Genomic DNA, 25,642 nt, shown 5'->3' on the forward strand with positions numbered 1-25,642 from the left:
GGCTAATTTCTGTTATCTAAAAACTTCACCGGTTTGCGGCTGTTTTCTGGAAACTGCATACGCATAATTTCCTGCTGGCCGGTATACCGCACCTGGGGGATTACCCGTAGCTTAGCCTGGAGGTAAGATTTTATTTTGCGGTCCATTTCTTCCGACTCTTCCCGGGGCCAAAGGTGCAAGAGGATTTCATCGGTACCCAATTCGTTGGAATATACTTCCACTACAAACTCTTTCACATCTTCCATATCGTTCAGCAGGTCGAACAGGGCCGGCGGATACAAGGTGGTACCCTTGTACTTGATCATCTGTTTTTTACGTCCTATTACGGGAGATAAGCGCAAGGTATGCCTGCCGCAGCTACAGGTATCGTAATGGTACTGGCAGATATCACCGGTCTTATAACGCAACAGGGGCATACCTTCTACGCCCAGCGTGGTAATGGTAACCTCTCCTTCTTCACCGGGAGCCACTGGCTGGTTGTTTTCATCCAGTAATTCTACGTACAACAACTCCGGATGATGATGCCCGCCATTGCCGGCTTTACACTCCGTAAAGGCCGTTTGCATTTCGGTGGAAGCATAGGTGGAATACAATTTAATATCCCATTGTTCTGTAATTTTTTTGCCCAATACATTCAGCGAAAAATCCGTATTACGGATATTTTCGCCAATACACACCGCTTTCTTTACAGACGTTTTATTGATATCGATATTATGTTCTTTCGCATAGGCGATCAGCTTTACGATAAAGGAAGGCACGCCTACGATAACGGTGGGCTGTATACGTTGTATATTTTCCCATTGCATGCTGGGTACACCGGGGCCTACACGCAATACGCCGGCGCCGAGCTTACGTATACCGTTGTAATACGCCATACCCGCCATAAACTGGCGGTCCAGCGTCAGCATCAGCTGGTAAATATCGTTGTCTGTTCCGTCGGCACAACAAAAAGAAATGTATTCGTTGTAGCTTAAACGTTGCAGGTCTTTTTCTGTGAGAGCAATAATAACGGGGCGTCCGAGGGTACCGGAAGTGGTGGTATATTCCGCAATCTTGCTTTTATCTACGCAAAGAAACTCCCAGTTGTGTTCCTGTAAATCTTCTTTGGTTACCGGTGGAATCATGGAAAATGCTTCCAGCGACCGAACCTGGTCAGCAGCGATGTCATGCTTTTTGAACCAGGCTTTGTAGAATGGTGAAAATTCACGCAGGTAGCCCAACAGACGTAACACTTCTTTCTCCTGGTAAGCCCTGATGGCTGCTTTCGACTGTAATTCAATATCTGGTATATACATCTTCGGCTTAAAATTTATCCTTCAATAATGACCATGGCTACGGCGGCGCTTTTTTCATGGGATAAAGACACCCATATTTTTTTGATGCCCATGGTAGCATACCTGGCGGCTCCCTTTCCAATCAGGTATACTTCCGGCTTCCCGGCTTCATCGCTGCGTATTTCTATTTCATCGAAGTTAATACCGCCGTTTCCCCAACCGGTTCCCATAGCTTTCAACACGGCTTCCTTGGCAGCAAAACGGGCAGCATAGCTATCGGCCGGAGCAGCCTGTTTTTCGCAATAGGTGATTTCATAGGGCGTGAATACCAGGTTGCGAAACCCCTCGCCCTTCGCCAGTTTGGCCGCGATGCGGGGCACCTCCACAATGTCTGTTCCAATACCTATAATCATAACAGTTACTTTTAGTGGTTCGCCTGCAATTTTGCATTACATAACTCCAGCTGTTTACGGATATGATCTTCCTCTCCTTTGGTGGCAATGACTTTCGTTAATCCCGTTTCATAATATTTTTTCGCAGCCGCATACTCTTTGCGCTTAAACGCATAATCGCCTGCCAGCACGTATGTATGATAGTATGCAGGGTTAGACGCAATCAATGCGTTAATATCTACCGTTTTACCTTCTTTTATCTGGTCTCTCAGCTGCCGGTAGGTATTGAAGGCAACATATTCTTTTGATAGCAGGAAGCTGTCTGCCGGAATAGTTTGCGCACTATCGTATACCTCATGATCGGAATCCAGGCCGTGCATGCTGAATATCTTGTTCAGGTCGTAGGCTACAAACTGTCCCAGTTGCCAGGGTGCAGTAGATACCCACACCATCCGTTTTTTAGGTTCAAATACGATGGAATGATGGGCAATCAACTGGTTGATGGCTTTTTCATTCCCCAGGCCAATATTGGCGTTATGTAAACCTCCGCGATCGCGGAGGATATTCACCGTTTTCTGTACTGTATTAGGCCCGTTTTCCTGCATCAGCTCTTTCAATCTTTCATAACGGTATGCTGATGCACTTTCTTTCATCTGCAGCTTGTTGGAAACCAGGTTACCGAGTGAATCGCCCTGGAAATGATTGGTACAGGTAATGGCGTTTTTACCAGAGCTGTACATATCCATGCCCTGCGGCGTTTTTTCGATGATCACCGCTTTATTATCAGCCGCCGATCCAACCAGGAAAGATTCCGATACAAACATTTCCCGCTTGCTGGCAATATTCCAGGCTTCGGAGATATTACCTGCATATTGCAGGATTTCCCGGGCTACCAGCGATACCGGCGTAGCTGCTGCGGTAGGCACACTGGTTTTGGCGGCATTGATGGTCACGGTGAGGCCCTGGTCATTCATACCGGATACCACTCCTGTAAAACCACCCCAGGTCACAAACATGAATTTATGCCCTTTTTCCGGGCGATAAAAAACGACCATCTTTTCTTTCGCAAAATCGTCGCCCATATAAAAGTCGAAATTGCGCCCGATAATCAGGTTGCTATCGGCCGACTGGTCATTCCACGTGCCAAAAGACGTACAACCTACCAGCATCATGCCTTGCAGCGCATGGCCGATATCATGTGCCGCATGATAGTTCATCAAACGGGCATAGTTGGTACCAATGTAATCGTAGTTGGGAGAGGCAGAAAATGATTCTCCATAAATTTCCTCCTTAAACTCCTCCGGCACATGGCTGGCCAGATCCCGGTTAAACCAGCCTATAAAGTATTTCAGGAAGTGAAGCATGAACTTGGAGGGCACCATTTTGCTGAACTGGGCCACAAACACGTCTTCCTGGCGGCGGATCAACTCGCCGGACAGTTTGCCATTAATCACCCCACGTTCAAAAGGCGCACCTTCTACGTACATTTCATACAGGCCGCTGTTGCTTTTCCGAAACCAGTTGTTACCGAGCGTATAACAGGTGCTGTCCAGCTCTTTGCGTTGCAGCTGCAATGCGCGCTGGTCTGCCACCACCGGCGGCGGCATTTTGCTCACGGCTACCAGGTAAATGGCCAGCCCTACAAAGAGCAGCAAGAAAAACCCGATGATATATAAAAGTGTGCGTCCGAATCTGTTCCAGCCGCTTCGTTTCTTTTGTTTCACTTTATATTGGTATTGATTGATTAATTTCGTCCACCAGGAAGTCCATGCCCAGCAATTCTGCCGAGGTAATCACCCCACTGATGGTCACTCCTAAAATTCCATGCAAGTTCAGGTTTTGCCCCGTAAGATACAAATTGGATAATTTGGTACGGGCCGATATCATGGTCCGTAGCGGATCTGCGCTATCTTTCATAATGCCGTACATGCTGCCATCCCCGGTACCGATATAATCGCGGTACGACAATGGCGTAGCCACGTAATACGACTGTATACAGTTCCGGAATCCCGGGAATTGCTTTTCCACACAATCGATCAGCAGGTCTGCCTTTTGTTGTTTAAATACCTCATAGGCTGCGCCCCGGCTTTCAGGTTGCAGCACGGTATGGATGGTATGTTGCCAGGGTTCCATTTCGGCGTACCGCATATACGTCATTACCGACAGGCTATCTGCATAGGTTTCATGCCGGGAACTGGCCGATACATACATCGCATAGGTCTGCGGCCATTCCTCCACGCGATAATCGATGCCTGCCCATGCATCAGGGGTAGCATGGTAATAATGATTATAGTTGAGATACTTGAATGTACCGGGTTTCAGCACCACGTTCAATACAAACGCGCCTACTGAATTTTCCAGTTGTTGCACGCGGTTGCGATAAGCGCTCCGGAGCGTATCGCTATGGGTCATCGCCATCGTTTGCGCCGGATGCAGATTAGAAATGTAATGGGTGGCACGGGCGCGAGTACCATCCTGTAAAACAATATGATCTACCTGATCGCCTTCGCCCTGGATGGCGGTTACCGCCATATTCCGGATAATATTACCGCCATTTTCCCGGATGCGCCGGCACAACAGCTTCCCTATCTGGGAACCACCATCTACACATTTCCAGGAGCTTTTCATATAGCTGTTTAACACCAACGCATGAACGTAAAAAGGCGTTTTTTCGGCCATGCCAGCGTATAACAGGTTATTACCGGCCAATACCTGTTGTAATTTTTCGTTGCTGGTAATACTACGCAAGTAGCTGGCGGTATTGAGTTGCAGTACACTGCGCTTTTCTTCATAATCGCCCGTCCGGAGATTGTACAGCGGGAACTTGCTGCATACTTCACTGATCTTATCGCAGTAAGCCCGCAGCGCGGCTTCTTCTTCCGGGAAATCGGCCAGCAAGGTACGGATAAAGTTTTCCTCGCCCTGGGCCAGTTTGTATATTTTATCATCCCCGGCAAAACTGATATGATCGAAACCGTCCATATCCATGCGTTTCAGCTTCAGCTTATCGTAGATGCCCAGGTATTTAAATACTTTATATAGATTTTCGCCCGGAGCCAGGCCACCAATATAATGTACGCCTGAATCAAAGATGACTTTCTCCCGGGAATAGGTTTGCAGGCAACCACCTGCCTGCCGGTTTTTTTCATAAATACAAACACGGTACCCGTGCTGGCTGAGGATAGCGCCACAAACAAGGCCTCCGAGGCCGCTGCCTATAATGATGACATCATAGCTGTGCATAATTTTTTTGGGGAAGTTTTTTTATCACAAATATTACATTCGAGGTGTACCGGGTATTATCTATCTGCTCCGCTACCGCACCATATTTGCTGACCAGGTTACGCACATGTGAAGCGGAAAAAAACGATAACTGCTGATTACCCGTTTTATTAAATCCAAACACTTTTGTAGACATAAACTCTGTAAACTTCGTGCCTTCGTGCCTTTTAGCCATGTCGCTGTCGCCATCGCGTATCACGATAACACCATCCGGGGTAAGCCTGCTTATACATTGCTGCAGCAGGACTTCCTGTGCCGCAGGCTGCAGGTAATGCAATACATCACTTAAAATAAAGGCATCGTATTTTTCAAACGGCGTTTGGGAAATATCGCCGTGCATAAACTGCAGCTGTCCCGGCTTCTGGTAACACCAGGCCGCTGTAGCTATTTTCTCTTCATCGTAGTCAATACCGGTAATTTCACGCCCTGGGGCTGTCCAGGTAAGCATATAATCCATGAAACCATAGCCACAGCCTATATCCAGGATGCGACCATTTGTGGGGAGTAATTCATGAAACAATGCATAGTTCTTTTCCATGGCGGTTTTTACCCGCATATACCACTCCAGCACCGGCCCTTTATAAATGTAATTATACTTCAGCTGTTCCCGGAAATATTCCGGCACTTCTATCTCGGCCCGCAGCACTTCATACTGTTGCCTGAAATACCGGCTGATACTTTTCGTACGTGCGCTGTAGTTATCTCCCCAGGAAGTATCCTGTGGCGTAATACGTGGCAGGTATTTAACCGTTACCGTACCATCCTTCAGCAGGAAATCGCCCTTACTCATCGTATAGGCGGTACCGTGAATGATAATTGGTGCTATATCAAGGCCCAGTTGCTCTGCAATATAGAAGGCGCCTTTATGAAACCGTTTGATAACAGGATCGGGAGAACGGGTACCTTCAGGGTATACCACGATGGAATAACCTTCTGCCACACGTTGTTTTAATTTCTCGATAGCCCCTTCCGCCCCATCAGCCACCGGGTAATAGTCGGCCAGCCTCACTACTGCCCCGAATACCGGCGAACGCCATACCCACTGGTTAGTGAGTAATATTACCTTGGGATGCAGCATGGTAGATACCAGGATGTCCAGGAAAGACTGGTGATTACTGATGATCACTGCTGGCCTTTCAAACTGCTCATTGGCTGGATTGACAATGCGTTTCTTCACATTCCCCATAATGTACAATACACTATGTGTATAGGCAGAAAGAATGCGGTGGTATAATAGTTTACCTTTTTCCTTATTGAAAGGATTTAAGCGGATCAATACCGTACCTATGACCGTTAACAACAGACAACCTATCGTAAAATAAGTAAAGGAAAATACCGACAAAGTCCACCCTTTCAGGGTCCAGGGAGCGTAGTTCTTTTTTACCCGGTTGGTGATCAGCCAGTTGAACAGAAACGGGATAATCACCTGGGAAATCAATACCACCGTGCTGATCCCGATAATTGATATCAGGGCAATAGATTTCAGGGAAGGATGCTTCGCAAAGATCAGTACGCCCAATCCGAGTATGGTAGTGATGGCCGACAGGAAAATAGAAGATTTGAAAGAAGAAAGGGTTTTCTTGCCGGTCTTGTATTCCTGCAACAGCCCGTCCATCATAAAGATGCTGTAGTCATCTCCCAAACCAAAAATAAACGTGGAAAGGATGATATTGACAATATTGAACTTGATGCCAAACAATCCCATAATACCTAGTATCCAGATCCAGCTCACGGCCATGGGGATAAAGGTAATCAGCGCCAGCTCAATACGGCCGTAGGACAGCAACAGGGCGAAAAACACCAGCAGAGAGGTCATCCAGGCGATGCTGTTAAACTCATCTTTGATCACCTCTACCAACCTGTTAGCTGCGTATTGCTTGTCCAGCACCGTAGTACCAGGCAGGTTTTCCAACGCGTTGTACACTGCCTGTTTATGCGCCGGATCTACCTTCAGCAACGTTACTACCGACGTAGCGCCATTCTTTTGTATAATGAAATCGCCCAGGTTGCCGCTTTGTAAGATTTTTACTGCCTCCGGCGACAACGGCTGAAAGTCTTTATGCAGTAACTCATCAAAATTATTGAAGGCGGTAGCGCTAAAGCCGAAGCGGGCGCCTTCCTGGCGCAGGTAGGCGACTAAAGCCACCCGCTTGTTGGCGTCGGCAGCCTGCCAGTAATGGTTCCAGCGATCAATGCGTGCCTGTTGTTCTTTTTCAGATAACAGTAACGCCTGTACGCCGGCATACTTTTTCACTATTCCCTTCTCCTGCAACTGCTGTATCACCGGCATCAGCCGCTCCCCGTTTTCCAGGGCGCTCTCCAGGTTATGTCCATCTGAAACTACGTATACCGACTGGGCAATATAAGCATTCACTGCGTTGAGATGCGCTTCTGCGGCCTTCAATTGCGGCGTCATGTAATTCATGCGCATCATATCACTTTCAAAGGATACGTTGCGCGCGGTATAAAAGAATACAATAGTGAGCAGGAAAATAGCGCCTACCAGGTATTTATTTTTCTCCGGCTTGTAAGCCGATAATTTATCCAGCCAGTTGTCGTGGTGCTTGTGCTGCTGCTGTGGATGCTGCCCAATCACGATCCAATGAGGCAGGAATACCAATGAAAATAAGGCTGCTCCTACCAGGCTAAGCGCCGCAAACAATCCCACATCGCGCAGCATAGGCGATGCTACAAACTGCAAACAGAGAAAACCGCCAACGGTGGTAAAACTGCCCAGGGTCATGGGCATCGCCAGGTCGTTGATCACTTCCCGGATATCCTGCGAATGTCGATAGTGATTAAATACATGCAACGAATAGTTCACCGCTATACCCAATACCACGGCGCCCGCCCCCATGGCCATCACCGAGATATGTCCCTTTACAACGTATATCCATGCCAGTGAAAAGAGGCCACCGAAAATCACGGGCAACATCACCAGTACCGGCGATCTTTTCTTCCGGAAAAACAACGCAATCAATACCACCAGTAATACGATGGTAATGCCCTGCGTTAAAAAGGTATCCTGCCTTAACTGGGTGGCATTGCCAACCGATACGGCCGTACCTCCAAAATACGAGGCCGCTACACCAGGATAATGCTGGTTCAGGCTGTCTTTTATCTTATCCAGTCCCTGCAGGAACTGCGCATTTATCTTCGTTGCTCCCGGAGGATTAGCCGGCGTAATAAAGATCAGCACGTGCTTATGATCTTTGGTGATCACATAGTTATCGTACAGCTCATATTGATCGTCTACCTGAAGATGTTGCAGCTTCCGGATGCCTATCCAGGAAATGCCCACCGGGTCGGCCTGTATCATCTTCTTCAGTACCAGTCCCGCTGGTGAGATGAGGGTGTTGTAATCGTATTGCAGCGATTCCTGCAACTTAGCAGGCTGTAGTAAACTATCTATCTTCACATAGTCTTTTTCTTCCAGGAAGATGGGAAGGTGTTGTTGTATCACCTGCATCAATCCCATGACCATGGAATCCTGTGCCTGCGATTGTATTTGCTTGATGTAGGGCGACAGCTGCGCGCCGGCCTGTGTGGCCAGGTCTGCAGCATAGGCAGTGAGGCTGTCGGGTTGTGCCGCCTGTGTAGTATCTTTTTGAGAGATGGTGACAATCAGCTTGTCGGCAAAGCGTGAATCCTGGAATACCTGTTGCAGTTTATCCAGCTTCTTATCCTGTGGTAGTATTTTTGTGATATCTTCTTCCAGCTTAATTTGTGCAGCAAAATATCCCACGAGCAAAAAGCTGAGCAGGGTGCAGCACCACAGCCAAAATTTGCGCTGTTCAAAAAAGTTATATATCGCTACAAAAAGACTACCCATTTTTTTTCTCTTTTCTAAACATTCCCAACAACATCCAACTCAGCAGCCAGGCGGCGATGCCCGCCAGTACGGCTAGCGTAATACTGCCCACTATAAATTGCAGCATATTGTCGCGGAAGGTCTGGAAGGTAATACCATCTTTAAATACCAGGTCTTTCGCGGTTTGCCCCATCCAGATGCGACCGGTATAAAAGCCGGCAAACATAATGAAGGGAGTAAACGGCGGCGTGCTGATATGTGCCGACAATAATACCAATGCTTTATTCAATTTCAGTTTAATAGATACCAGAATCGCCACCAGCAGTTGCGCGCCCCAGATAGGTACAATGCCCATGAATACGCCAAAGCCTATAGATGCGGCTTTCCTGACATTAGACTCTTCCGCTTTCAGCACTTCTTCTTTCCACATCCGCTTCCAGTTTTCCTTTTTCAACAGGAAACGAATAAAGTCGCGGGGCTTGATATACAGGAAAGTGACCAGCACCAGTACTGTATTAAGTATTGATATCCGCACGAAATCGCGGAACGGCCGGAAATGCGACACCCGCTCTTCCGGCGGCGGATAGTACACTTTCACTGGTGTCCAGTTCACTTTAATACCTTTCCAGGCGCTGCGTACCAGCACCTCAATTTCAAATTCGTATTTGGTACAAAAGAAATTCATTTTCCCCATGCGGAGCAGGGGATACAGCCGGTAGCCGGATTGTGTATCGGGTCCTTTCAACCCGGTAGTTACCCAAAACCAAAAGTTAGATATTTTATTGGCGGTAGTATTTTTACCAGGCATATTTTCCTGTTGCAGGTTGCGCGCGCCAATGATCAATGCCCCCGGCTGCTCTTCTATCTGTTGCACCATGGCTGGCAGATCGGTAGCAAAGTGCTGCCCGTCGGCATCCATGGTAATCACATAGTGATATCCTTGTTGCAGTGCATAGGAAAACCCACGGCGCAAGGCTGTGCCTTTACCACGGTTAGGGCTATACGATACCAATTGCAGACCGGGATACTGTTCCAGTACCGCCAGCGTTTCATCGGTGGCCCCATCGTTTACCACTATTATATGGCTGGTGTAGGTAAGCACTTCCGATAATACCGCGCCGAGGGTACCTGCGTTGTTATACGTAGGAATCAGCACCGCCGCGCGGTGACGTTCAAAATGATCGTTATGTGTAGGTGCGTTCGCCACTTAGTTAAATATGCCCTGGAACTTCATAAATGTTTTGTCTTCCCGCTTCAGGGTAGCCGTTACTTTCCAGCCGCTCTCTTCTTCTTTATACACCACGGATACATCTACCAGGGGCTGCTGTACCGGGTCTATCATTTGCAGGAACTTCATCTGGTTTGCTTTCTTCAGGGTAACCTTCTTTTGCAGTGCGCTTTCCAGTACTTCTGTAACGGTTTGCATCATGCATACGCCGGGCACCACAGGTTGTTCGGGAAAATGACCCTGAAAAATGGGATGTCCCGCATTCAGTTCAATGGTAGCGGTCACCTGTCCTGGTTCCTGTGATTGTGCTGTAACGTTATAAAAATTGCCTGCTAACATGAAGTATGATGATTTAAATGATGTTGATATTATTTTTCTACCTTTTGCAGGGAGATATTGAATTTGAAGTGCTCATGACGGATGTTGATCGAATCGGGCACGCCATTCGTGTAATGCCGCATCCACACCGTAACAGCCGGGCGACGGCGGGATGATTTCTCTATTCTTACCAGCTCCGTACAGGTAGTATCAGTGATGTAGTAGTTGTTTCCTTTTTCCGTTGGCAACACCACATAACGGTAACGGCTATCTGTGGCTACATGCGCCTGGGTCAGATCCGGGTGCAACAGTACCAGTGCAAAATCCTGCTGCAATGTTTTCACCACGGCTTTCTTATCCATTTTGGCCATCAGGTAGTGTTTGGTGAACTGCCCGTTTTTATCAAATTCAAAATCAAAGAACTTAAATCCCATTTCGTTGGCAAATACTACGCGGGTACTGCTATCCGGCATTTGTTTAAAAAACAGGAGGCCGCTGAGATGATGCTTTAAGATGTCGACCTGCGTACTATACAGCGAAGACGTAAACTGCGGACTGAATTGCCGGATGCAGTTTACATCACCGGTGGCGGGCTGTAAGCCTTTGTAAACAGAGCGGCAGCTGGTCATCAGCAAAGCGATCCAGGCGATACTACTTAACTGAAAATACCGCATCGGCAATAGCTGCATTCAGCTGTTTATGTAAAAAACTAATGGTCGTGTCGTCACCAGACGATTCTGCCATCGTAATTTTAGATACAGAATAATCTTGTTTGTCTACCAGCAGCACAATTGTTTTGAAATATTCTTTCATCACTTTGTTTACCGGTGTCAGCTCCAGGCGGTAGGACTGGCTATTTTCTGTAGCCTTGGTTGTAAAGTCGGTATTATCCAGTACTGTTCCGCGTACGCAGTCGACGGTAATTTTATTGATTTGTTCGAACAGTTTATTGCTCTTTCCAGACACTTTATTTTCTTTCTGGGCATCTTTAATCCGGATATCTTTCCCGTTGATGACCAGCAGGTAATAGGATGGCTGCATATATTCCATTCTTACCTTATTATCTTTCTTAAACCAGAACTTGCCTTTAGATACAATTTTATCAGACAGCATGCTCAGGTTTTTCTCCTGTACAAAATCGCATTGAATGCTCTGGGTGCGCTGCGCAGCGGCAGCAAACTGCTGTTTCAGCGGGGCCAGGTCGGCCACCGGCTTAAATCCTGTTTGCGCCTGCATTTGCAGGCTTGCTACGGAGCAAAGCAACAATAAAATCCATTTACACATAAGCTCTCACATTTAACATTTTATCAATTCTCTCCAGCCGGTATCCCCGTTGGCGGATATCGCGGATCAGTTGTGGCAATATAGCGGCGGTTATCTTACAGGTATCATGTAACAGGATAACGGCGCCGGGTTTGAGTTGCGTTAATATCCTGTGTAACAATGCTTCCCCATCTTTGGCTACGGTATCGAGCGAGCGGATATTCCAGCCCACCGGCAGGTAGTTGCCTGCTTTCACCGCCCTTGCCAGGTTGGGGTTGGTAACGCCATAAGGCGGACGAAACAACCGTGGGTGCAGACCGGTAGCATCTACCGTCAGCGCGTCCATCTGCTGCATGTCTGTCAGCATATTAGACGACAGTTTCATATCAAACCAGAAATGATGGGAATAGGTGTGGTTACCTATTACATGTCCTTCCTGGCAAATGCGTTTCAGCAAGGGTTCATTGCCCGTAATATTTTTTCCGATACAAAAAAATGCCGCAGGCACCTGCTCTTCCTTTAAGATATCCAGGATAACAGGGGTATATTCCGTTTGCGGGCCATCATCGAAAGACAGGGCCACTACCTTCTCCGTCGTATCTGCCTGGCATTGTACCTTCATAAAGAAGTTCGCTTCAATATTGATAGCACCGTGAATGGTAAAGGGCAGGTAAATCAGTATGGGAAGGCCATAATACCAGAATGGTATATCATACCCCATGAGCTTGTCCAGGCATAATAATACCAGGAGGCTCGCTACAGCGATGATATTTACAATCCTGTTATTCAGCATGCGGTGAGGAGTACAAAGGAATGGTGTGTTCCCTGGTGATGGTTATACAATAGAATCCTGTTGATTTTTTGTGGCGCATGACCGTAGAATACGGCAGCTTCCGGAACGGCTTGTTCCGCGATAATAGCGTTGGCCATCCATAGTCCAAAGGCCGCTGCGGTAGGATATTCGCCACAAAGATGTTTGAAGCTGGCTTCTGCATGATCGGGAAACAAGGCGGCGGCTACTTCTTCATACATTTCATCCTGGTCAATATCTCCATTTCTGCCGGTTACCAGCAGGTCTATATCGGCGGGTGTGCAGTGATGATCTTCCAGGAATTTCATGATATGGCCAATCACTTCTCCCTCCCATAGCGGTTTATACAGGGTGCTTACCCCTGTTAACTCAGCTGCGGTGCCTGGGTCTTTTGTAATGCCCAACGCAAAAAATGCGGCGCCTTCACCGGCAATGGTGCCGGTATCTGGGCTGTTGAGCAACTCCATTGTTTTTACTGGCGCTTTCTTGTAAATGCCGAAACGGGACAATACCTGGTGGCTGTAGTTGGTAATTTCATCCATGCCACCGGCCAGTATATGTTTTGCTGTGCCTTCTTTTAAGATCATGATGGCATCGAGCAGGGCATTTTCGAAAGAAAATCCGCGGTGTACAAAAGTATTGTTATACCCATTACATCCCAGCAGCAGGGCAATCTGCCCGGCTACGGTGTTGTGGGTGCTTTGTATAAAGGCTGTTGGTGTCAGCATTTCTTCCTGCTGGTTCACCATTTTGGTTAAAAACACGCCGGTATCGTCGAGGCATCCGTAGGCGGTGCCGGTGATGATGGCATCCGGCAATGTGATGCCGGCAGCCTCCAGGCTCAGGTTGGCTGCCGCCACGCCCATTTTCACCACGCGGCTCATACGACGGATCTGCTTTACGTCAATCCACTGCTTATAATCCGGATCTACGGTGGCCAGCCTCACTTGTTCATATTCCCGGGGAGCAGCCAGCAAAGGCCCTCCCTGCGCAGTGTCCTGCGGAGATATACAACCGGTGCCATTGATGTAGATATTCATGTAGTCGTTAACTTTTTAGCAGCGTTACACTTTAGAAAATACCAGGCTGGAACAATTTCCACCAAACCCAAACGAGTTAGACATGACGTGTTGCAGGTCATGGCCGGTAGAAAAAGTAGTAGCCGGTGCAAATGGTAATTCTTTCATTTGGTGCTCAAAACGGGCATTGGGATAGATGATCCCCTCTTTTACCGCTAAAGCCGAAAACACCGCCTCTATTCCCCCGCTGGCTCCCAATGTATGCCCGGTGAATGACTTGGTAGAGCTCATGGCCGGGAAATGCGGGGCAAAGAGTTTGTTGATCGCTATTCCTTCCGATACATCATTGTTTTGTGTACCGGTACCATGTAAGTTGATATAGCCTATCCGTTGCGGTTGTACGCCGCTCATATCCAGCGCTCCCTTCATGGCCAGGTAGTTACCGGTGCCATCCGGGGAGGAAGCCGTTTGATGATAAGCATCGTTGGCATTGGCAAAGCCGCTGAGGCGGCACCATGGCTGCAATTGAGCGGCCAGGCTGTCGGATACCAGCACCACATACCCCGCGCCTTCGCCCAGGTTAAGTCCCGTACGGGTGTCGTCGAAGGGGCGGCAAGGCTGCTGATCGAGGATCATCAGGGTATTGAAACCATTCAGGGTAAAGCGGGTGAGCGAGTCGGTACCGCCGGCAATCACTACATCCACGATATTATTGCGGATCAGGCGGGCGCCATACATCAGCGCATTAGCGCCGGAAGAACAGGCTGTACTGATGGTAGACACATGATGCCGGATACCCAGCATATCGGCTACCAACTCAGTAATGCTACCGCATTCGTGGTGAGCTACCTGGTGCAAACGGCCACCGCGGGGATTGGCGAGGAAATCCGGGAAGAAATCTTCTGTTTTATCCATTCCTCCCACTGTATTACCAGACACAAAGCCTACCCGGTAATGGGAAATATCTGCCAACCCGGTGGACTGCCACGCCTCGCGGGCAGCAATCATGCTGAGCAGGGCTGTACGGCTGATATTTTCCGGCATGCGGGCCATATTGGCCAGGGTAGCATTATCGGCTTTTACTTCCACTACCGGAAAGGTATTGCGATGCACGGAAGGCAGGTACTGCATAGCAGCCATTCCTGGTTGCATATCGCGGAACGACTGTATACAGGCAGGTACATCCAGCCCTATACCGCTGATCACACCACCACCTGCTATCCACACCTTTTCACTCATGCCTTGATGGTTTGATTGGCAGTAATGTATTCAGCCATGGTACGTACGGACTGAAAAATCTTTGGTCCCTCTTCAGGGTTGGCAATGCGGATGTTATAATGCTGTTGCAGCAATACAATCAGTTCCAGCGCATCGATAGAATCAAGCCCCAACCCTTCTTTGGAAAACAGCGGCTGATCATCGCCGATACTTTCCGGTGCTACCTCATGTAAATTCAATTGTTCTATGATCTGCGCTTTCAGATCCGCCATCAACTTTTCCACTGTAATTTGATTAAAGTTATTAACTGTTTATTGTTGATACAGCGATGATAACGCCGCCGCTGTTAAGGCGATGGCGTTATCCCGCTGTTTATTTTCTACCAGGAATAATGCTGCTTCATATTGTTGGTCCATTACTTCCACCCAACCGGCAATACAGGCCTGCAGCGGTGTTTCGGCCAGCAGTTGCGCCGGGTAAGTACTCAGTAGCATGGTGTCAAAGGCATCAGTTACAAAAAAAGTATTCTCTCCTTTAAAACCATGCCGGATCGATATCTCCCCCATTACAATATTGGGCAAAGTATATACGAACAACGCAGGACTGGCAAAATCCTTCACGGTGGCATAGTAACGCAGATCGGTATCCAGGCTGCTGCTCCGGTTGGATAATACCATACCGGCCTGCTCTGGCGGGAGACTGTGAATTTCTGTATTTTCCAGCAATACTTCTGCCGCCAGCCAACCTAATTTGCTGAGGGCATCCATTTTGTGAAACTTCGGATACTGACCGGAAAAACGATCATATCCCGCCCGCAGAAAATCTGTGAGCTCCAGCCCCGGATCTGCTTCCCATAATAAGGCGCCGTTTAAGAACACCTGGTTACGCCGAATGATACAACTACCTGTAATATATGCCAACTCGCTATTCAATCTCAGAACTGCTTTTTAATTTTTCCGTTAATTCGATGGTCCTGGCCAGCCGTTTCAGCGCGGTGTCATGGTTTTTCACAAACGGATTGCTCATGTCCCAAACATAACCTGCTAATACTGAACATATTTGCCCTTTGATCACCGGATCAGCGTCTTTTTTAAAGAAAATAGTGTCCAGCGTTCCTTCATACCAGGCCATTACATAGGAGCGGAATGTATTTACGCCCTGCATGGTTGGTTCCATGTATTCCTTTTCCCAGTCTACCGCTTCTCCTTTCAGTTTCCGGATCACCAGTTTTGCAGCGGTTTGTGCAGAAACACAGGCCAAAGTTACACCAGAAGAGAAAATCGGATCCAGAAATTCTGTCACATTACCTGTCAGCACAAATCCATCTCCATAAAACTTATCAGTAGTGGCCGACCAGGACTGTAATATCCTTGGTTCAAATACCAGCTCTACACCGCGGAAACGCTCTCTGGTATAGGGTTCCGCTTCCAGTAACGCCCTGTATTTTTCTTCATCCGTACCTGGATATTGTTCAAAAAATTCCGGATCTCCCACAAATCCCAGGGAAGTGATCCCGGTAGCGAAAGGAATGATCCAGATCCAAACGCCTTTTTTATGCACCACTGCCGTAATACGATTGGGTTCATCGGCCATGGAACGGCGTACATCCACCGTATGGGCAAATAACGCTTTACGGGGCTGGAGATTGGAATTTTTTTCCAGGTTAAACAGTTTAGGTATCACACGACCATAGCCGCTGCCATCCACGATAAAGCGGGCTGCTATCTCAGACTGCTGGCCATCTTTATCTTCTATCGTTGTTATAGAATCGGAACCGTTAAAGCGAATACCGGTAACGGTCGTTTCGTAGGCTACGGGTACTCCCATGTTTTCTACTGTATCGGCCAATGTCTTATCAAAATCGGCACGGGTTACCTGCCAGGTCCAGGTCCATCCTGGCGTATATTGTTCCTGGAAAGTAAAATCACACAGTGCATCCCCTTTTACGAATTTAGCGCCGGACTTTTGCTGGAAACCTTTTGCCTTAATGGCCTCAATAAATCCTGCTTCCTCCAATGCTTCCATGCTGCGTGGCAACAGGCTTTCGCCGATTACAAAACGGGGAAACTTTTGCTTCTCTACCACTTTTACCTTATATCCCGCCTGATGAATAATAGAAGCAGCTACTGTTCCTGCCGGGCCTGCTCCTATTACCAATACATCAACTTGTTCAGTCTTCATAAGAGATCGATTTTGGGAGTTATAGATGATATAATTATTCTGCTTTTTTACATTTCAGCAATGTATAATTGATACCCATTTGGTCGTTTTCTTCCACAATGCGCAATCCTGCGTCTGCAATACATTGGAAAAAGTCGTCTGTATGATACATCTGGCTATTGCCGTTGGCCATCGCGGTGAAATACAATGATGTCTGTTGCAGGCAAAATGCGGCAGATTTAAACTGCTGGCGGTTCCAGAAAGGTTCCAGTATATAAATGGTTCCATCTGCGTTGAGCGCTTCGCGGCAACGTTTCAGGATAGATACGATTTCAGCTTCAGAAAAACAATCGAGGAACTGGCTCATCCAGATGGCATCAAAGCCTTTAGGGAAGGGCACTTCCTCGTGCAGGATATTGGCGATGTGAAAATGAACGCGGTTTTCTACACCGGCATCTTTCATTTTCTGTTGTGCCAGTCCTGCCTGTCCCGGTAAATCAAAAATGGTGACTTCCACTTCGGGATCTTTGGCGGTACAGGCCAGCGCCCATTTGCCGGTGTTACCACCAATGTCGAGCAAACGTTTGGGCTTGTTTTCAAACACAATATCCAGGGCGGCGGGAGTGGCCAGGTCGGAGTAGTAGTGGTCGAAGTCGAACCAGCTCTTACCTACTTCCGGCGGCAGCAGCGACAAGCCCGGATAGATGGTGTCCCATGGGCCCAGTTCACGTAAACCTGCTGGTTTACCTTCTCTCAAACTTTCCTGCAGGTGATTCATGCCCTTGTAGCAGATATCCTGCGAAAAGTCCATATTGATCTGGGTAAGGCGATCGTGTAAAATAAAGTAACCTGTTTTGGTAAGGGTATAACGCTTGTCATTTACGATGAGGAGTTCCATGCCCAAACCTGCTTCCAGCAGCACTCTTACGGCATAGCGCGACATCTTGGTTTGTTCCATGATTTCTTCGATGGTAATACCGGCAGAGCGGCTGTTACTTACCGCCGTTAAGATGCCCATATCACGCAGGGCCCTGGTAGCCTGAAAGGCAATCGGAGCAAATGCCAGCCGTAATGCCGCTTCTTTCGCTTCCAGTGCTGTTTTTGTTTCTTTATTAAACACGACAATAACTTTATTTAGCTGTTAAGATTAAAGACCATGGCGGCATTGCAGCCACCAAATCCTGATACTGTTTTCAGGAAATGAGCGGATGATTGCTGCTGCAAGGTGTTATAAATGTTTACCGGCATACTGACGCCGGGAGTGTCAAATCCTTTGGTGGGTATTATCACCCCATTTTTCATGGCCTGCATGCTGATAATGGCTTCTATCAACCCGGCAGCGCCGAGGGTATGGCCATAGTATCCTTTCAGGCTGTTGACCGGCACGGATGCCAGGCCAGCATGGTGCAGGGCTTTGGCTTCCATTTCGTCGTTGTACAGGGTAGCGGTACCATGTGCCGATACGAAGCCGATATCCGCTGGCTGCAGTCCACTATTGTGCAACGCCAGTTTCATCACGGCTGCCAGCTCTTCGCCGGTGCGGGAAGGGCCGGAAATATGGTTGGCATCGTTGCTGATAGCGCCGGCCCCCAAAGAAAACGACGCGTGGCCGCGATCCTTGCTGAGCAACACTGTGGCGGCGCCTTCTCCCAAAGTTACCCCGGTACGATGGGCATCAAAGGGTTTGCAGGGAACAGCACTCACCGCCTGGAACGACTGAAAGCCGGATAATACAAAGCGGGTGAGCACATCGGCGCCGGCTACCACTACATGATCATAGCGGCCGGCATCGATCAGCCGTTTACCTGTTAAAATGGCTACCAGGCCAGATATACAGGCACTGCTGATCACTACCGGCTGGTTAGCGGCTTTAAAATGCGTCGCTATTTTTGTGGCGGTGGTATACAATTGCATATCAGCCAGTGGAGGCGTATCACCTTCCGGTGTTTGCTCCAACAGCTCAATATTTCCCTTGGTGGTAGAAATAATGAGACCACAACGTTGATCCTCCAGGGAAATACCGGTTTGTTGCAGCACATCTGATATAGAGGCGACCAGCAATTTTTCAAACCTGGTATATCCAGTTACGGGATAAGCGGCGGTATAGCGTTCCAGCTGCCCGGGGGCCATCATAGCCCCATAAAACGGCGCAGCGGCATAAGCTGCATTTTCCTGCCGTCCTATGCCACTGTTGCCTTTTAATACCTGGTCAAAGTTTTCCCGGGTAGTACTGCCTAAAGGCCCCACAATATTATCCGCTACTACATACACCTGTTGCATAATACCCTTGGTTATACCAGCCCATGCGCTTTTTTCCATTCCAGGAAAAAAGCAGGGGCAATCAATTGCAGCGAAGAAGTTTCCTTGTCCAGGAATACCTGAACGGAAGATCCTTTCGCCACTACTTCCCCTGTTGCCGGGTTGGTAAGCATGTAATCAAATTTAATTTTTGCGGCCATGTCGTCCACAAACCTGGTTTCCACCACCACCCTGTCGCCGTAGCGCAGGGAACGTTTGTAATCGCATTGTATGTTTACTACAGGAACCGTGTAGCCTTTCTCAAAAATATCGAGGTAACGTAACCCGTATTTTTCTCCGAACGCTTCCCGGCCGTCTTCAAAATACCGCACATAATGCCCGTGCCATACTATTCCCAGCGGATCTGCTTCATTAAATCGTATCAGTATGTTGGTGCATTCGGTCAGTATCATAATTTATCCTTTCTTTTTTGGTTTCTTGGTTTCTTTAGTAGCTACGCCTGTTTTAGCTTCTTTTTTAGGAGCCGGTGCTACTGGTTTTTCTTCTTCCGGATCAACTGCGTTAGCGTATTTATCTTTCAGTTTACTGTAATCGCTGTCCACGCTATCCATCACATCTTTAATGGGTGCGAGCCAGTAGTTACGCCATCCAAACGCCATTTTCCTGGTATCGCCTACATAACGTTCTGTCATCAGTACATTTTTGCGATCCATATCGATCACGGTTACATACATGGAAGCCTGTTTTTTGGTTTTGCTCATGCTTTCCATCACGAACAATACACCGATGCCATGTCTGCCGGTGAAATCGTAAGATTTTACCACTTTGGTAATGTCTTCAGGTTTCAGGCGTTCAAAGTCGGCAGATTCGTCAGACTTAAAAGCGTCTTTATTCAGGCCATCATTATGTTTATTCACGAGTGTAATACTGGTATTGTATTTCTCGCGGTGGAACATATCCGGGATTTGATATTTCTTTGTTTCATTCACAATAACCTGGTTGATGGCAGGTAAGTCGGTTTCCACAATCTGGTCTACCTTAGCGCCGGCATCGCCGATGAGGCGGGCCTGGGTAAAGTCTACGCCCAGCCAGAGGAAGGAAGAATCCTTGTTTTCCAGGAAATTCTTCAGTTTTTGCGCGTTCGCATGATAGGTGAGCATGCCCACAAACGCTACAGAGAGTGCGATAAATTTTCTGCAGTTCATAGTATTAAATATTATAGTTGGGGATTGATGAAGATTTTCATTTCACATTGTGCCATTACACGTCCTTCGTACATCACTTTTCCGGTTACCATGGTCGCGTTAAATACTTCGCTGCCTATTACGGTAGAGGTTTCAATCATCTGTCCTGCCGGCGGCAATTCCAGTATTTCCAGGTCTTTTACGGCGCCGATAAATCCCAGGGGAACGGGTGTATTTTGTTGCTTGGCGATGTAGCCGATGCGGGCGGCGGCGGTTTGTGCGATATTTTCCATGAGGCCGGGAGCAGTGAGTACGCCATTTTCCACGAAAATGTTGTCGGGTGCAATATGCAATCCGGTACGGGTTAGCGGGCCATCTACTTCCAGGATACCACTGATCATTACAATTGGTGCACGCTGTGGAATATACGCGGTAATATCGTCTGTATGAATAAACATCTGCACAAGTTATTATTAAAAAAGTAACACGAAATAAATAGAATTATACGAAATTATTAACAGTATAAACACGGTTTATTCCCAAAAATCGTAATAATTGAACCACTGAACAGGGTAACGATGCACTTTTTCTTCTACCTGGCGGCCAAACTCCTGTAGTGCGGTTTCCACTCCTTCGTTCCGGCGGCCGTGATATTGCCGGGGTTCCGTGGCATAAAAATGATAATGGGTAGCAGATTCCTTGAAGGCAAATACTACGGATACCGGCACCCGGAAGGTGGCTGCCAGCAAAAACGGGCCCATAGGAAAACGGGCATCCTGGCCCAGGAAAGGAATGGTAATGGTTTTGTTGCCTGGTAAAAAGCGATCGGCGTGCATACATACCATTTCCTGGTTACTCAGCGCGTCGTTAATGGCATAGATATGTGACAGGTCATCTTTAATCACGATAATATTCATGTTCCGGTCGCCGGTTACGCCGGAAAGATATTCCTTGATCCGCTGGTGTTCCCCATCAAACATCACGATATTGATACGGGTTTCCAGGCGTTTGAAAAGGTGGCCTGCTACTTCCCAGTTGCCCAGGTGGGCACTCAACAGGATGCCGCCCTTACCGCCGGACACCATTTCCCGCAGGTAATGTTCGCCCTCAAATTCAAAGGTGAATGGATTGGCCATATCCGCCATTACCACCACCTTGTCGATGAGGGTTTGGCCAAATATGTAATAATTGCGGTACAGGCTGAGCAGGGAACGCCACCTGCCAAATCCTATTTTGGTGCGGAAATAACGGTAAATGGGTGCGGAAGAACTCCAGGAAAATGCAAAATAGTAGAAGGCCACAAATCTTAATAACAGATAAGCCGGCCATACTCCTCCATGTTTAAGCAGGAAAACAAAGCAACTATATCCGAACTTACTACCTTTTGATTTTCCTTGCCAGGATGGCATTATACCAGTTCTTTTTGTTGTACACGAGTAGCTACATAATTGTAGAAATCCTGGAAAGTAACGATAGATTGAAAATCTTCCGGATTTACTTTAAATCCGAAGTTATCTTCTATGACTACCACCATGTCGATATAATCCAGGCTGTCGAGATCCAGCGTGGATTTCATATTCGCTTCCGGGCTGATTGATTCGGGGTTTGCTTCAAACTCCTCTACCAGGAACTTATTCGTAACAGTTACAATTTCTCTAATGTCCATATTGTGTGAAATCAGATATAGGTTCGTTTTAAAATATTTTTACTTTGTGTTGGTCTAACGATCCTGATCCAGGGGCCAAAGTTAAGGATATTTATTTTCCATTCCACCCTCTTACGATGAGAGAAGAGTTAGTTCCGCCAAAGCCAAAGGAATTAGACAAAAATATATTAAAATTTTTATCAAGTGTATGAGTCACAATATTTAGCCTGGCAGCATCATCGTCGGGGTTTTCCAGGTTAATATTGGGTGCAATAAAGCTGTGTTGCATCATCAGCATGGAATATACAATTTCGCTGGCGCCGGCCATCCAGCATTCGTGGCCGGTCATAGATTTGGTGGAGCTGACATATGGCTTTGATCCGCCAAACACTTCATGAATTGCTTTTGCCTCACTGGCATCGCCGGCGGCGGTAGAAGTGGCATGTGCATTAATATATTCAATATCACCGGGTTGTAGCCCCGCGTCCTGTAAAGCAATTTGCAGGGAACGTACCGGCCCGTCTACTGTAGGGTTGGAAATATGACCGCCATTGGAAGAAAAGCCATATCCCAGCACTTCGCCTAAGATAGTAGCTCCCCTACGCTGGGCCGACTCCAGGCTTTCCAGGATCACAGTAGCAGCGCCACCGCTGGGCACCAGGCCATCGCGATCGCGGTCAAACGGGCGTGAAGCACGCGTAGGATCATCCTCGCGGGTAGAAAATGCCGCGATGGCGTCAAAATTGCCCATCGCATACAGGTTTACTTCCTGGGCGCCTCCACAGATCACCGCATCCTGCATTCCATTGCGGATAAACATATACCCCAGCCCAATAGCATGGGAACCGCTGGCACAGGCAGCACTGACGGTGAAATTCACGCCACGCAGCTTAAAAATGGTGGCCAGGTTCATATTCACGGTAGAATTCATGGTCTGGAACACAGAACCGGAACCTACCAGCATCGTATCTTTTTTGGCCCGCATAATATCGTTCGCTTCCACTACGGGCTTAGCAGAACTATCGTTGCCATATAAGAGTCCTATCGGGGTTTTATCAATGTATTCGGGCGTCATATTGGCCTGGGCCAATGCCTCACGGGTAGCCATATACGCAAATTCCGCCTGCTCAGGCATCATCAGCCTGGCCCGGCGGTCCAGCAATCCTTTCAGCTCCGGCCGCTGTATAGCGCCGGTGAGCCCTGAACGATAGCCAAAGGCTTTCCTTTCGGGATCCAGTACAATACCGGATTTACCCGCATACAATGAATCCCTCACCTCCTGCATATCCTTTCCGATGCAGGAGTAGATTCCCAACCCAGTGATCACTACTCTGTTCATAAGCCGATAGCATTTATTCCGCTAACTTACAATACGATAATTTATAACATTAATAGCTATCTGCTATTAGTGACAGTTTACGTGTGCAATCCTCCATTGATATTCAGCACCTCGCCGGTAATATACCCGGCCGCTTTGGAAGCCAGGAAGGCTACTGCTTCGGCAACTTCTTCCGGTGTACCAAAACGGTTCATCGGCACCTGCGCAGCCAGCTCTTTTTCGTTGAGTTCTGCCGTCATGTCTGTTTTGATAAAGCCGGGGGCAATTGCATTCACAGTGACGCCTCTTTTTGCCACTTCCTGTGCCAGGGCTTTGGTAGCACCGATAACGCCGGCCTTCGCAGCAGAATAGTTGGTTTGACCCGGAAGACCTTTAATACCAGATAATGATACCATGTTGATAATGCGTCCGTAACGCTTTAGCAGCATCTGGTTCAGTACCTGTTTGGTAACATAATAAAAACCATTCAAACTGATATTCAGCACATTGGTCCATTGCGCTTCGTTCATCCAGAACATCAGGGAATCTTCCCGGATGCCGGCATTATTAACGAGTACTTCTATTTGTTGTTCTTTATTATTTTCCAGCCAGCTACCCAGCACCTGCTGTACTTCGGCAGCATCGCCTACGTTGAACTGCAACAGCTCACCTGTGCTGCCTTTGGCTTTCACGGCTTCCAGGGTTTCCTGTGCCGCTGCTTCATTGCCTTTGTAGTTAATGAGTATATGATATCCTGCTTCGGCCAATCTGGTACATACTGCCCTGCCTATTCCTCTCGACCCACCGGTTACTAATGCACATTTCATGAATTACATATTTCGGTTCTCAAATAATGGTTAACCTTTCATCGCTGTTTAGCATTGCACAGGTACGTTTTTCAGCAGGTACTCCTTAATCTTTTGAAGATCCTTGTAACGCGGGCTGTCTTCAATAAATTTAGGGAAAATTGCTCTCACTTCCTCGTACACCTTGTGGGAGAAACCTGCCAGGCGATCCTGGCATTGCAGGTAATCTACCGCCTGCAGCATCGTCATTACCTGGATAGCCAATACCTGGAAGGTATTATCTATTACTTTGCTCGTCATCACGGCGGCATTACACCCCATGCTCACAATATCCTGGTTATCGTTGTTGTTGGGAATACTGTGTACATACATCGGGAAAGACAAGGTTTGATTTTCCGCCACTGTAGAGGTAGCCGTAAACTGTACACCCTGCATTCCAAAATTGAAGCCAAGTTTACCCAGGTTCATAAACGGCGGGAATTTGTGATTCAATTTTTCATTCATCAGGTAGTTCAATTGTCTTTCAGCCAGCATCGACAGCTTGGTGATAGCGATCTTGATCTTATCCATTTCCAGCGATACATAATCGCCATGGAAGTTACCGCCGTGGAACACGTTTTCCAGGTGATGATCTACTACCGGGTTGTCGCTCACGGAATTCAATTCCTGCACTACCAGTTTCTCTGCCTGTGCCAGCGTATCATACACAGGACCCAGGATCTGTGGTACGCAGCGCAGGGAATAGTATTCCTGTACTTTATCTTTAAATATTTCTTCTTCCAGCTCTTTATACAGGTGATCCGGGCGATGGCGTACCATTTTGCTGCCCTTCAGGATTTCCCGCATTTTGGCGGCTATCTGTTGCTGTCCTTCGTGTTTTTTTACCGCATTGAGTTCTGCAGAGAGATGATCATCAAATGCTTCTACTATTTCATTGATCATAGCCGACAGGGTTATCGACCAGCCCAACAGCTTCTTAGCCTCAATGAGGTTTACCAGTCCTATACCCGTCATAGCGGAGGTACCATTAATAATGGCCAGGCCTTCTCTCACATGAATATCGATAGGCTTGAGATTCAGCCGCTCAAATACTTCTGCCGTAGGCTGAAACTTATCTTCATACCACACTTCGCCTTCGCCGATCAGTACCAGGGCCAGGTGGGCCAGCTGTACCAGGTCGCCGCTGGCGCCTACGCCGCCGTGTTCGAATACACAGGGGTATACATTTTTATTGATCAGGTCTTTCAGCAGGTGTACTACTTCCGGATGGATGCCGGAATGCGCCTGCATAAAACTGCTCAAACGTGCAATCATCAATGCTTTGGTATGCAGAGGCGACATACATTTGCCCATACCGGAGCTATGGCTGCGAATCAGGTTATACTGCAATTGGAAGGTATCTTCATCGCTGATGCGGTATTGGGCCATAGGACCAAAACCGGTGTTGATACCATAAATCAGTTTCTTTGCTGAAAATTTTTCGAGGAATACAAAACTGGCTTCTACCTGTTGCAGTGCTGCTGCTTCCAGCGTCAGTTCTTCACCACCCAAAAGCACCCTGTACACTTCTTCCAGGGACAGTGCCTTACTTCCTATTGCAACCATTTTATCTTAAATTAAATTATTTGTATATGTAAAAAAGTGCTCAAAATTA

The 25,642-nt window shown here is 47.6% G+C and carries 25 protein-coding genes; all 25 read right to left on the minus strand.

What is annotated here, in order from left to right; genetic code table 11:
- Positions 1–2: 2 nt before the first annotated feature.
- Positions 3–1,295, minus strand: a complete 1,293-nt coding sequence (locus FHW36_RS22210) for a phenylacetate--CoA ligase family protein (protein WP_145672132.1) — start codon at positions 1,293–1,295, stop codon at positions 3–5.
- Positions 1,296–1,309: 14 nt separating this feature from the next.
- A complete protein-coding gene (locus FHW36_RS22215; protein ID WP_145672134.1) occupies positions 1,310–1,687 on the minus strand; it encodes a holo-ACP synthase in 378 nt (125 codons plus the stop codon).
- An 11-nt stretch (positions 1,688–1,698) separates the two neighbouring features.
- Positions 1,699–3,390 carry a C45 family autoproteolytic acyltransferase/hydolase gene (locus tag FHW36_RS22220; protein WP_145672136.1) on the minus strand — a complete coding sequence of 564 codons (1,692 nt, stop codon included), beginning with the start codon at positions 3,388–3,390 and terminating at the stop codon, positions 1,699–1,701.
- Between the two features lies 1 nt (position 3,391).
- Positions 3,392–4,909: a phytoene desaturase family protein gene (locus FHW36_RS22225; RefSeq protein WP_145672138.1), complete on the minus strand. Its 1,518-nt coding sequence runs from the start codon at positions 4,907–4,909 to the stop codon at positions 3,392–3,394.
- Entirely contained in the window at positions 4,896–8,780 is a 3,885-nt protein-coding gene (locus FHW36_RS22230; RefSeq protein ID WP_145672140.1) for a trifunctional MMPL family transporter/lysophospholipid acyltransferase/class I SAM-dependent methyltransferase, read from the minus strand. The genes FHW36_RS22225 and FHW36_RS22230 overlap by 14 nt, the downstream gene beginning before the upstream one ends.
- Positions 8,773–9,966, minus strand: a complete 1,194-nt coding sequence (locus FHW36_RS22235) for a DUF2062 domain-containing protein (protein ID WP_246121212.1) — start codon at positions 9,964–9,966, stop codon at positions 8,773–8,775. The genes FHW36_RS22230 and FHW36_RS22235 overlap by 8 nt, the downstream gene beginning before the upstream one ends.
- Positions 9,967–10,326 carry a hotdog family protein gene (locus FHW36_RS22240; protein ID WP_145672143.1) on the minus strand — a complete coding sequence of 120 codons (360 nt, stop codon included), beginning with the start codon at positions 10,324–10,326 and terminating at the stop codon, positions 9,967–9,969.
- Between the two features lie 29 nt (positions 10,327–10,355).
- A complete protein-coding gene (locus tag FHW36_RS22245; protein ID WP_145672145.1) occupies positions 10,356–10,994 on the minus strand; it encodes a hypothetical protein in 639 nt (212 codons plus the stop codon).
- Positions 10,957–11,589 carry an outer membrane lipoprotein carrier protein LolA gene (locus FHW36_RS22250; protein WP_145672147.1) on the minus strand — a complete coding sequence of 211 codons (633 nt, stop codon included), beginning with the start codon at positions 11,587–11,589 and terminating at the stop codon, positions 10,957–10,959. The genes FHW36_RS22245 and FHW36_RS22250 overlap by 38 nt, the downstream gene beginning before the upstream one ends.
- Entirely contained in the window at positions 11,582–12,361 is a 780-nt protein-coding gene (locus FHW36_RS22255) for a polysaccharide deacetylase family protein (protein ID WP_145672149.1), read from the minus strand. Before FHW36_RS22255 ends, FHW36_RS22250 begins: the two co-directional genes overlap by 8 nt.
- Positions 12,355–13,419, minus strand: coding sequence for a beta-ketoacyl synthase N-terminal-like domain-containing protein (locus FHW36_RS22260; RefSeq protein ID WP_246121213.1), 1,065 nt, complete (start codon positions 13,417–13,419; stop codon positions 12,355–12,357). The genes FHW36_RS22255 and FHW36_RS22260 overlap by 7 nt, the downstream gene beginning before the upstream one ends.
- 24 nt (positions 13,420–13,443) lie before the next feature.
- Positions 13,444–14,637, minus strand: coding sequence for a beta-ketoacyl-[acyl-carrier-protein] synthase family protein (locus FHW36_RS22265; protein WP_145672151.1), 1,194 nt, complete (start codon positions 14,635–14,637; stop codon positions 13,444–13,446).
- Complete coding sequence (locus FHW36_RS22270; protein WP_145672153.1) at positions 14,634–14,900, minus strand: phosphopantetheine-binding protein; 267 nt, start codon at positions 14,898–14,900, stop codon at positions 14,634–14,636. The genes FHW36_RS22265 and FHW36_RS22270 overlap by 4 nt, the downstream gene beginning before the upstream one ends.
- 27 nt (positions 14,901–14,927) lie before the next feature.
- Entirely contained in the window at positions 14,928–15,548 is a 621-nt protein-coding gene (locus FHW36_RS22275; protein ID WP_145672155.1) for a hypothetical protein, read from the minus strand.
- The gene (locus FHW36_RS22280; protein WP_145672157.1) at positions 15,541–16,797 is read right to left on the minus strand and encodes an NAD(P)/FAD-dependent oxidoreductase; all 1,257 of its coding nucleotides are present in this window, start codon (positions 16,795–16,797) and stop codon (positions 15,541–15,543) included. The genes FHW36_RS22275 and FHW36_RS22280 overlap by 8 nt, the downstream gene beginning before the upstream one ends.
- 34 nt (positions 16,798–16,831) lie before the next feature.
- Positions 16,832–17,896 carry a methyltransferase gene (locus tag FHW36_RS22285; RefSeq protein WP_246121214.1) on the minus strand — a complete coding sequence of 355 codons (1,065 nt, stop codon included), beginning with the start codon at positions 17,894–17,896 and terminating at the stop codon, positions 16,832–16,834.
- A 14-nt stretch (positions 17,897–17,910) separates the two neighbouring features.
- Positions 17,911–19,056: a beta-ketoacyl-[acyl-carrier-protein] synthase family protein gene (locus FHW36_RS22290; RefSeq protein ID WP_145672174.1), complete on the minus strand. Its 1,146-nt coding sequence runs from the start codon at positions 19,054–19,056 to the stop codon at positions 17,911–17,913.
- An 11-nt stretch (positions 19,057–19,067) separates the two neighbouring features.
- Positions 19,068–19,487 (minus strand): acyl-CoA thioesterase, encoded by a 420-nt coding sequence (locus FHW36_RS22295; RefSeq protein ID WP_145672175.1) that lies wholly within the window; start codon positions 19,485–19,487, stop codon positions 19,068–19,070.
- 3 nt (positions 19,488–19,490) lie between these two features.
- Complete coding sequence (locus FHW36_RS22300; protein WP_145672177.1) at positions 19,491–20,240, minus strand: hypothetical protein; 750 nt, start codon at positions 20,238–20,240, stop codon at positions 19,491–19,493.
- Positions 20,241–20,251: 11 nt separating this feature from the next.
- Positions 20,252–20,677 carry a 3-hydroxyacyl-ACP dehydratase gene (locus tag FHW36_RS22305; RefSeq protein WP_145672179.1) on the minus strand — a complete coding sequence of 142 codons (426 nt, stop codon included), beginning with the start codon at positions 20,675–20,677 and terminating at the stop codon, positions 20,252–20,254.
- A 75-nt stretch (positions 20,678–20,752) separates the two neighbouring features.
- On the minus strand, positions 20,753–21,628 hold the full coding sequence (locus FHW36_RS22310) for an LpxL/LpxP family acyltransferase (protein WP_145672182.1): 876 nt from the start codon (positions 21,626–21,628) through the stop codon (positions 20,753–20,755).
- Entirely contained in the window at positions 21,628–21,885 is a 258-nt protein-coding gene (locus FHW36_RS22315) for a phosphopantetheine-binding protein (RefSeq protein WP_145672184.1), read from the minus strand. The genes FHW36_RS22310 and FHW36_RS22315 overlap by 1 nt, the downstream gene beginning before the upstream one ends.
- Before the next feature lie 91 nt (positions 21,886–21,976).
- Complete coding sequence (locus FHW36_RS22320; protein WP_145672186.1) at positions 21,977–23,203, minus strand: beta-ketoacyl-[acyl-carrier-protein] synthase family protein; 1,227 nt, start codon at positions 23,201–23,203, stop codon at positions 21,977–21,979.
- A 77-nt stretch (positions 23,204–23,280) separates the two neighbouring features.
- Complete coding sequence (gene fabG / locus FHW36_RS22325) at positions 23,281–24,009, minus strand: 3-oxoacyl-ACP reductase FabG (protein ID WP_145672187.1); 729 nt, start codon at positions 24,007–24,009, stop codon at positions 23,281–23,283.
- A 48-nt stretch (positions 24,010–24,057) separates the two neighbouring features.
- Complete coding sequence (locus tag FHW36_RS22330) at positions 24,058–25,593, minus strand: HAL/PAL/TAL family ammonia-lyase (RefSeq protein ID WP_145672189.1); 1,536 nt, start codon at positions 25,591–25,593, stop codon at positions 24,058–24,060.
- Positions 25,594–25,642 lie beyond the last annotated feature (49 nt).

Origin of the sequence: Chitinophaga polysaccharea, from assembly GCF_007829335.1 — a bacterium.
Taxonomy (GTDB): Bacteria; Bacteroidota; Bacteroidia; order Chitinophagales; family Chitinophagaceae; genus Chitinophaga; species Chitinophaga polysaccharea_B.

Bases quoted from the DNA above. Each gene is read 5' to 3' on its own strand.
- FHW36_RS22245 (WP_145672145.1), bottom strand. From the start codon at position 10,994: ATGCAGCTATTGCCGATGCGGTATTTTCAGTTAAGTAGTATCGCCTGG.
- FHW36_RS22315 (WP_145672184.1), bottom strand. From the start codon at position 21,885: ATGGACATTAGAGAAATTGTAACTGTTACGAATAAGTTCCTGGTAGAG.
- FHW36_RS22330 (WP_145672189.1), bottom strand. From the start codon at position 25,593: ATGGTTGCAATAGGAAGTAAGGCACTGTCCCTGGAAGAAGTGTACAGG.
- FHW36_RS22280 (WP_145672157.1), bottom strand. From the start codon at position 16,797: ATGAAGACTGAACAAGTTGATGTATTGGTAATAGGAGCAGGCCCGGCA.
- FHW36_RS22240 (WP_145672143.1), bottom strand. From the start codon at position 10,326: ATGTTAGCAGGCAATTTTTATAACGTTACAGCACAATCACAGGAACCA.
- FHW36_RS22230 (WP_145672140.1), bottom strand. From the start codon at position 8,780: ATGGGTAGTCTTTTTGTAGCGATATATAACTTTTTTGAACAGCGCAAA.
- FHW36_RS22305 (WP_145672179.1), bottom strand. From the start codon at position 20,677: ATGTTTATTCATACAGACGATATTACCGCGTATATTCCACAGCGTGCA.
- FHW36_RS22255 (WP_145672149.1), bottom strand. From the start codon at position 12,361: ATGCTGAATAACAGGATTGTAAATATCATCGCTGTAGCGAGCCTCCTG.
- FHW36_RS22215 (WP_145672134.1), bottom strand. From the start codon at position 1,687: ATGATTATAGGTATTGGAACAGACATTGTGGAGGTGCCCCGCATCGCG.
- FHW36_RS22300 (WP_145672177.1), bottom strand. From the start codon at position 20,240: ATGAACTGCAGAAAATTTATCGCACTCTCTGTAGCGTTTGTGGGCATG.
- FHW36_RS22290 (WP_145672174.1), bottom strand. From the start codon at position 19,056: ATGCAACAGGTGTATGTAGTAGCGGATAATATTGTGGGGCCTTTAGGC.
- FHW36_RS22260 (WP_246121213.1), bottom strand. From the start codon at position 13,419: ATGAATATCTACATCAATGGCACCGGTTGTATATCTCCGCAGGACACT.
- FHW36_RS22225 (WP_145672138.1), bottom strand. From the start codon at position 4,909: ATGCACAGCTATGATGTCATCATTATAGGCAGCGGCCTCGGAGGCCTT.
- FHW36_RS22320 (WP_145672186.1), bottom strand. From the start codon at position 23,203: ATGAACAGAGTAGTGATCACTGGGTTGGGAATCTACTCCTGCATCGGA.
- FHW36_RS22250 (WP_145672147.1), bottom strand. From the start codon at position 11,589: ATGTGTAAATGGATTTTATTGTTGCTTTGCTCCGTAGCAAGCCTGCAA.
- FHW36_RS22210 (WP_145672132.1), bottom strand. From the start codon at position 1,295: ATGTATATACCAGATATTGAATTACAGTCGAAAGCAGCCATCAGGGCT.
- FHW36_RS22265 (WP_145672151.1), bottom strand. From the start codon at position 14,637: ATGAGTGAAAAGGTGTGGATAGCAGGTGGTGGTGTGATCAGCGGTATA.
- FHW36_RS22295 (WP_145672175.1), bottom strand. From the start codon at position 19,487: ATGATACTGACCGAATGCACCAACATACTGATACGATTTAATGAAGCA.
- fabG (WP_145672187.1), bottom strand. From the start codon at position 24,009: ATGAAATGTGCATTAGTAACCGGTGGGTCGAGAGGAATAGGCAGGGCA.
- FHW36_RS22310 (WP_145672182.1), bottom strand. From the start codon at position 21,628: ATGCCATCCTGGCAAGGAAAATCAAAAGGTAGTAAGTTCGGATATAGT.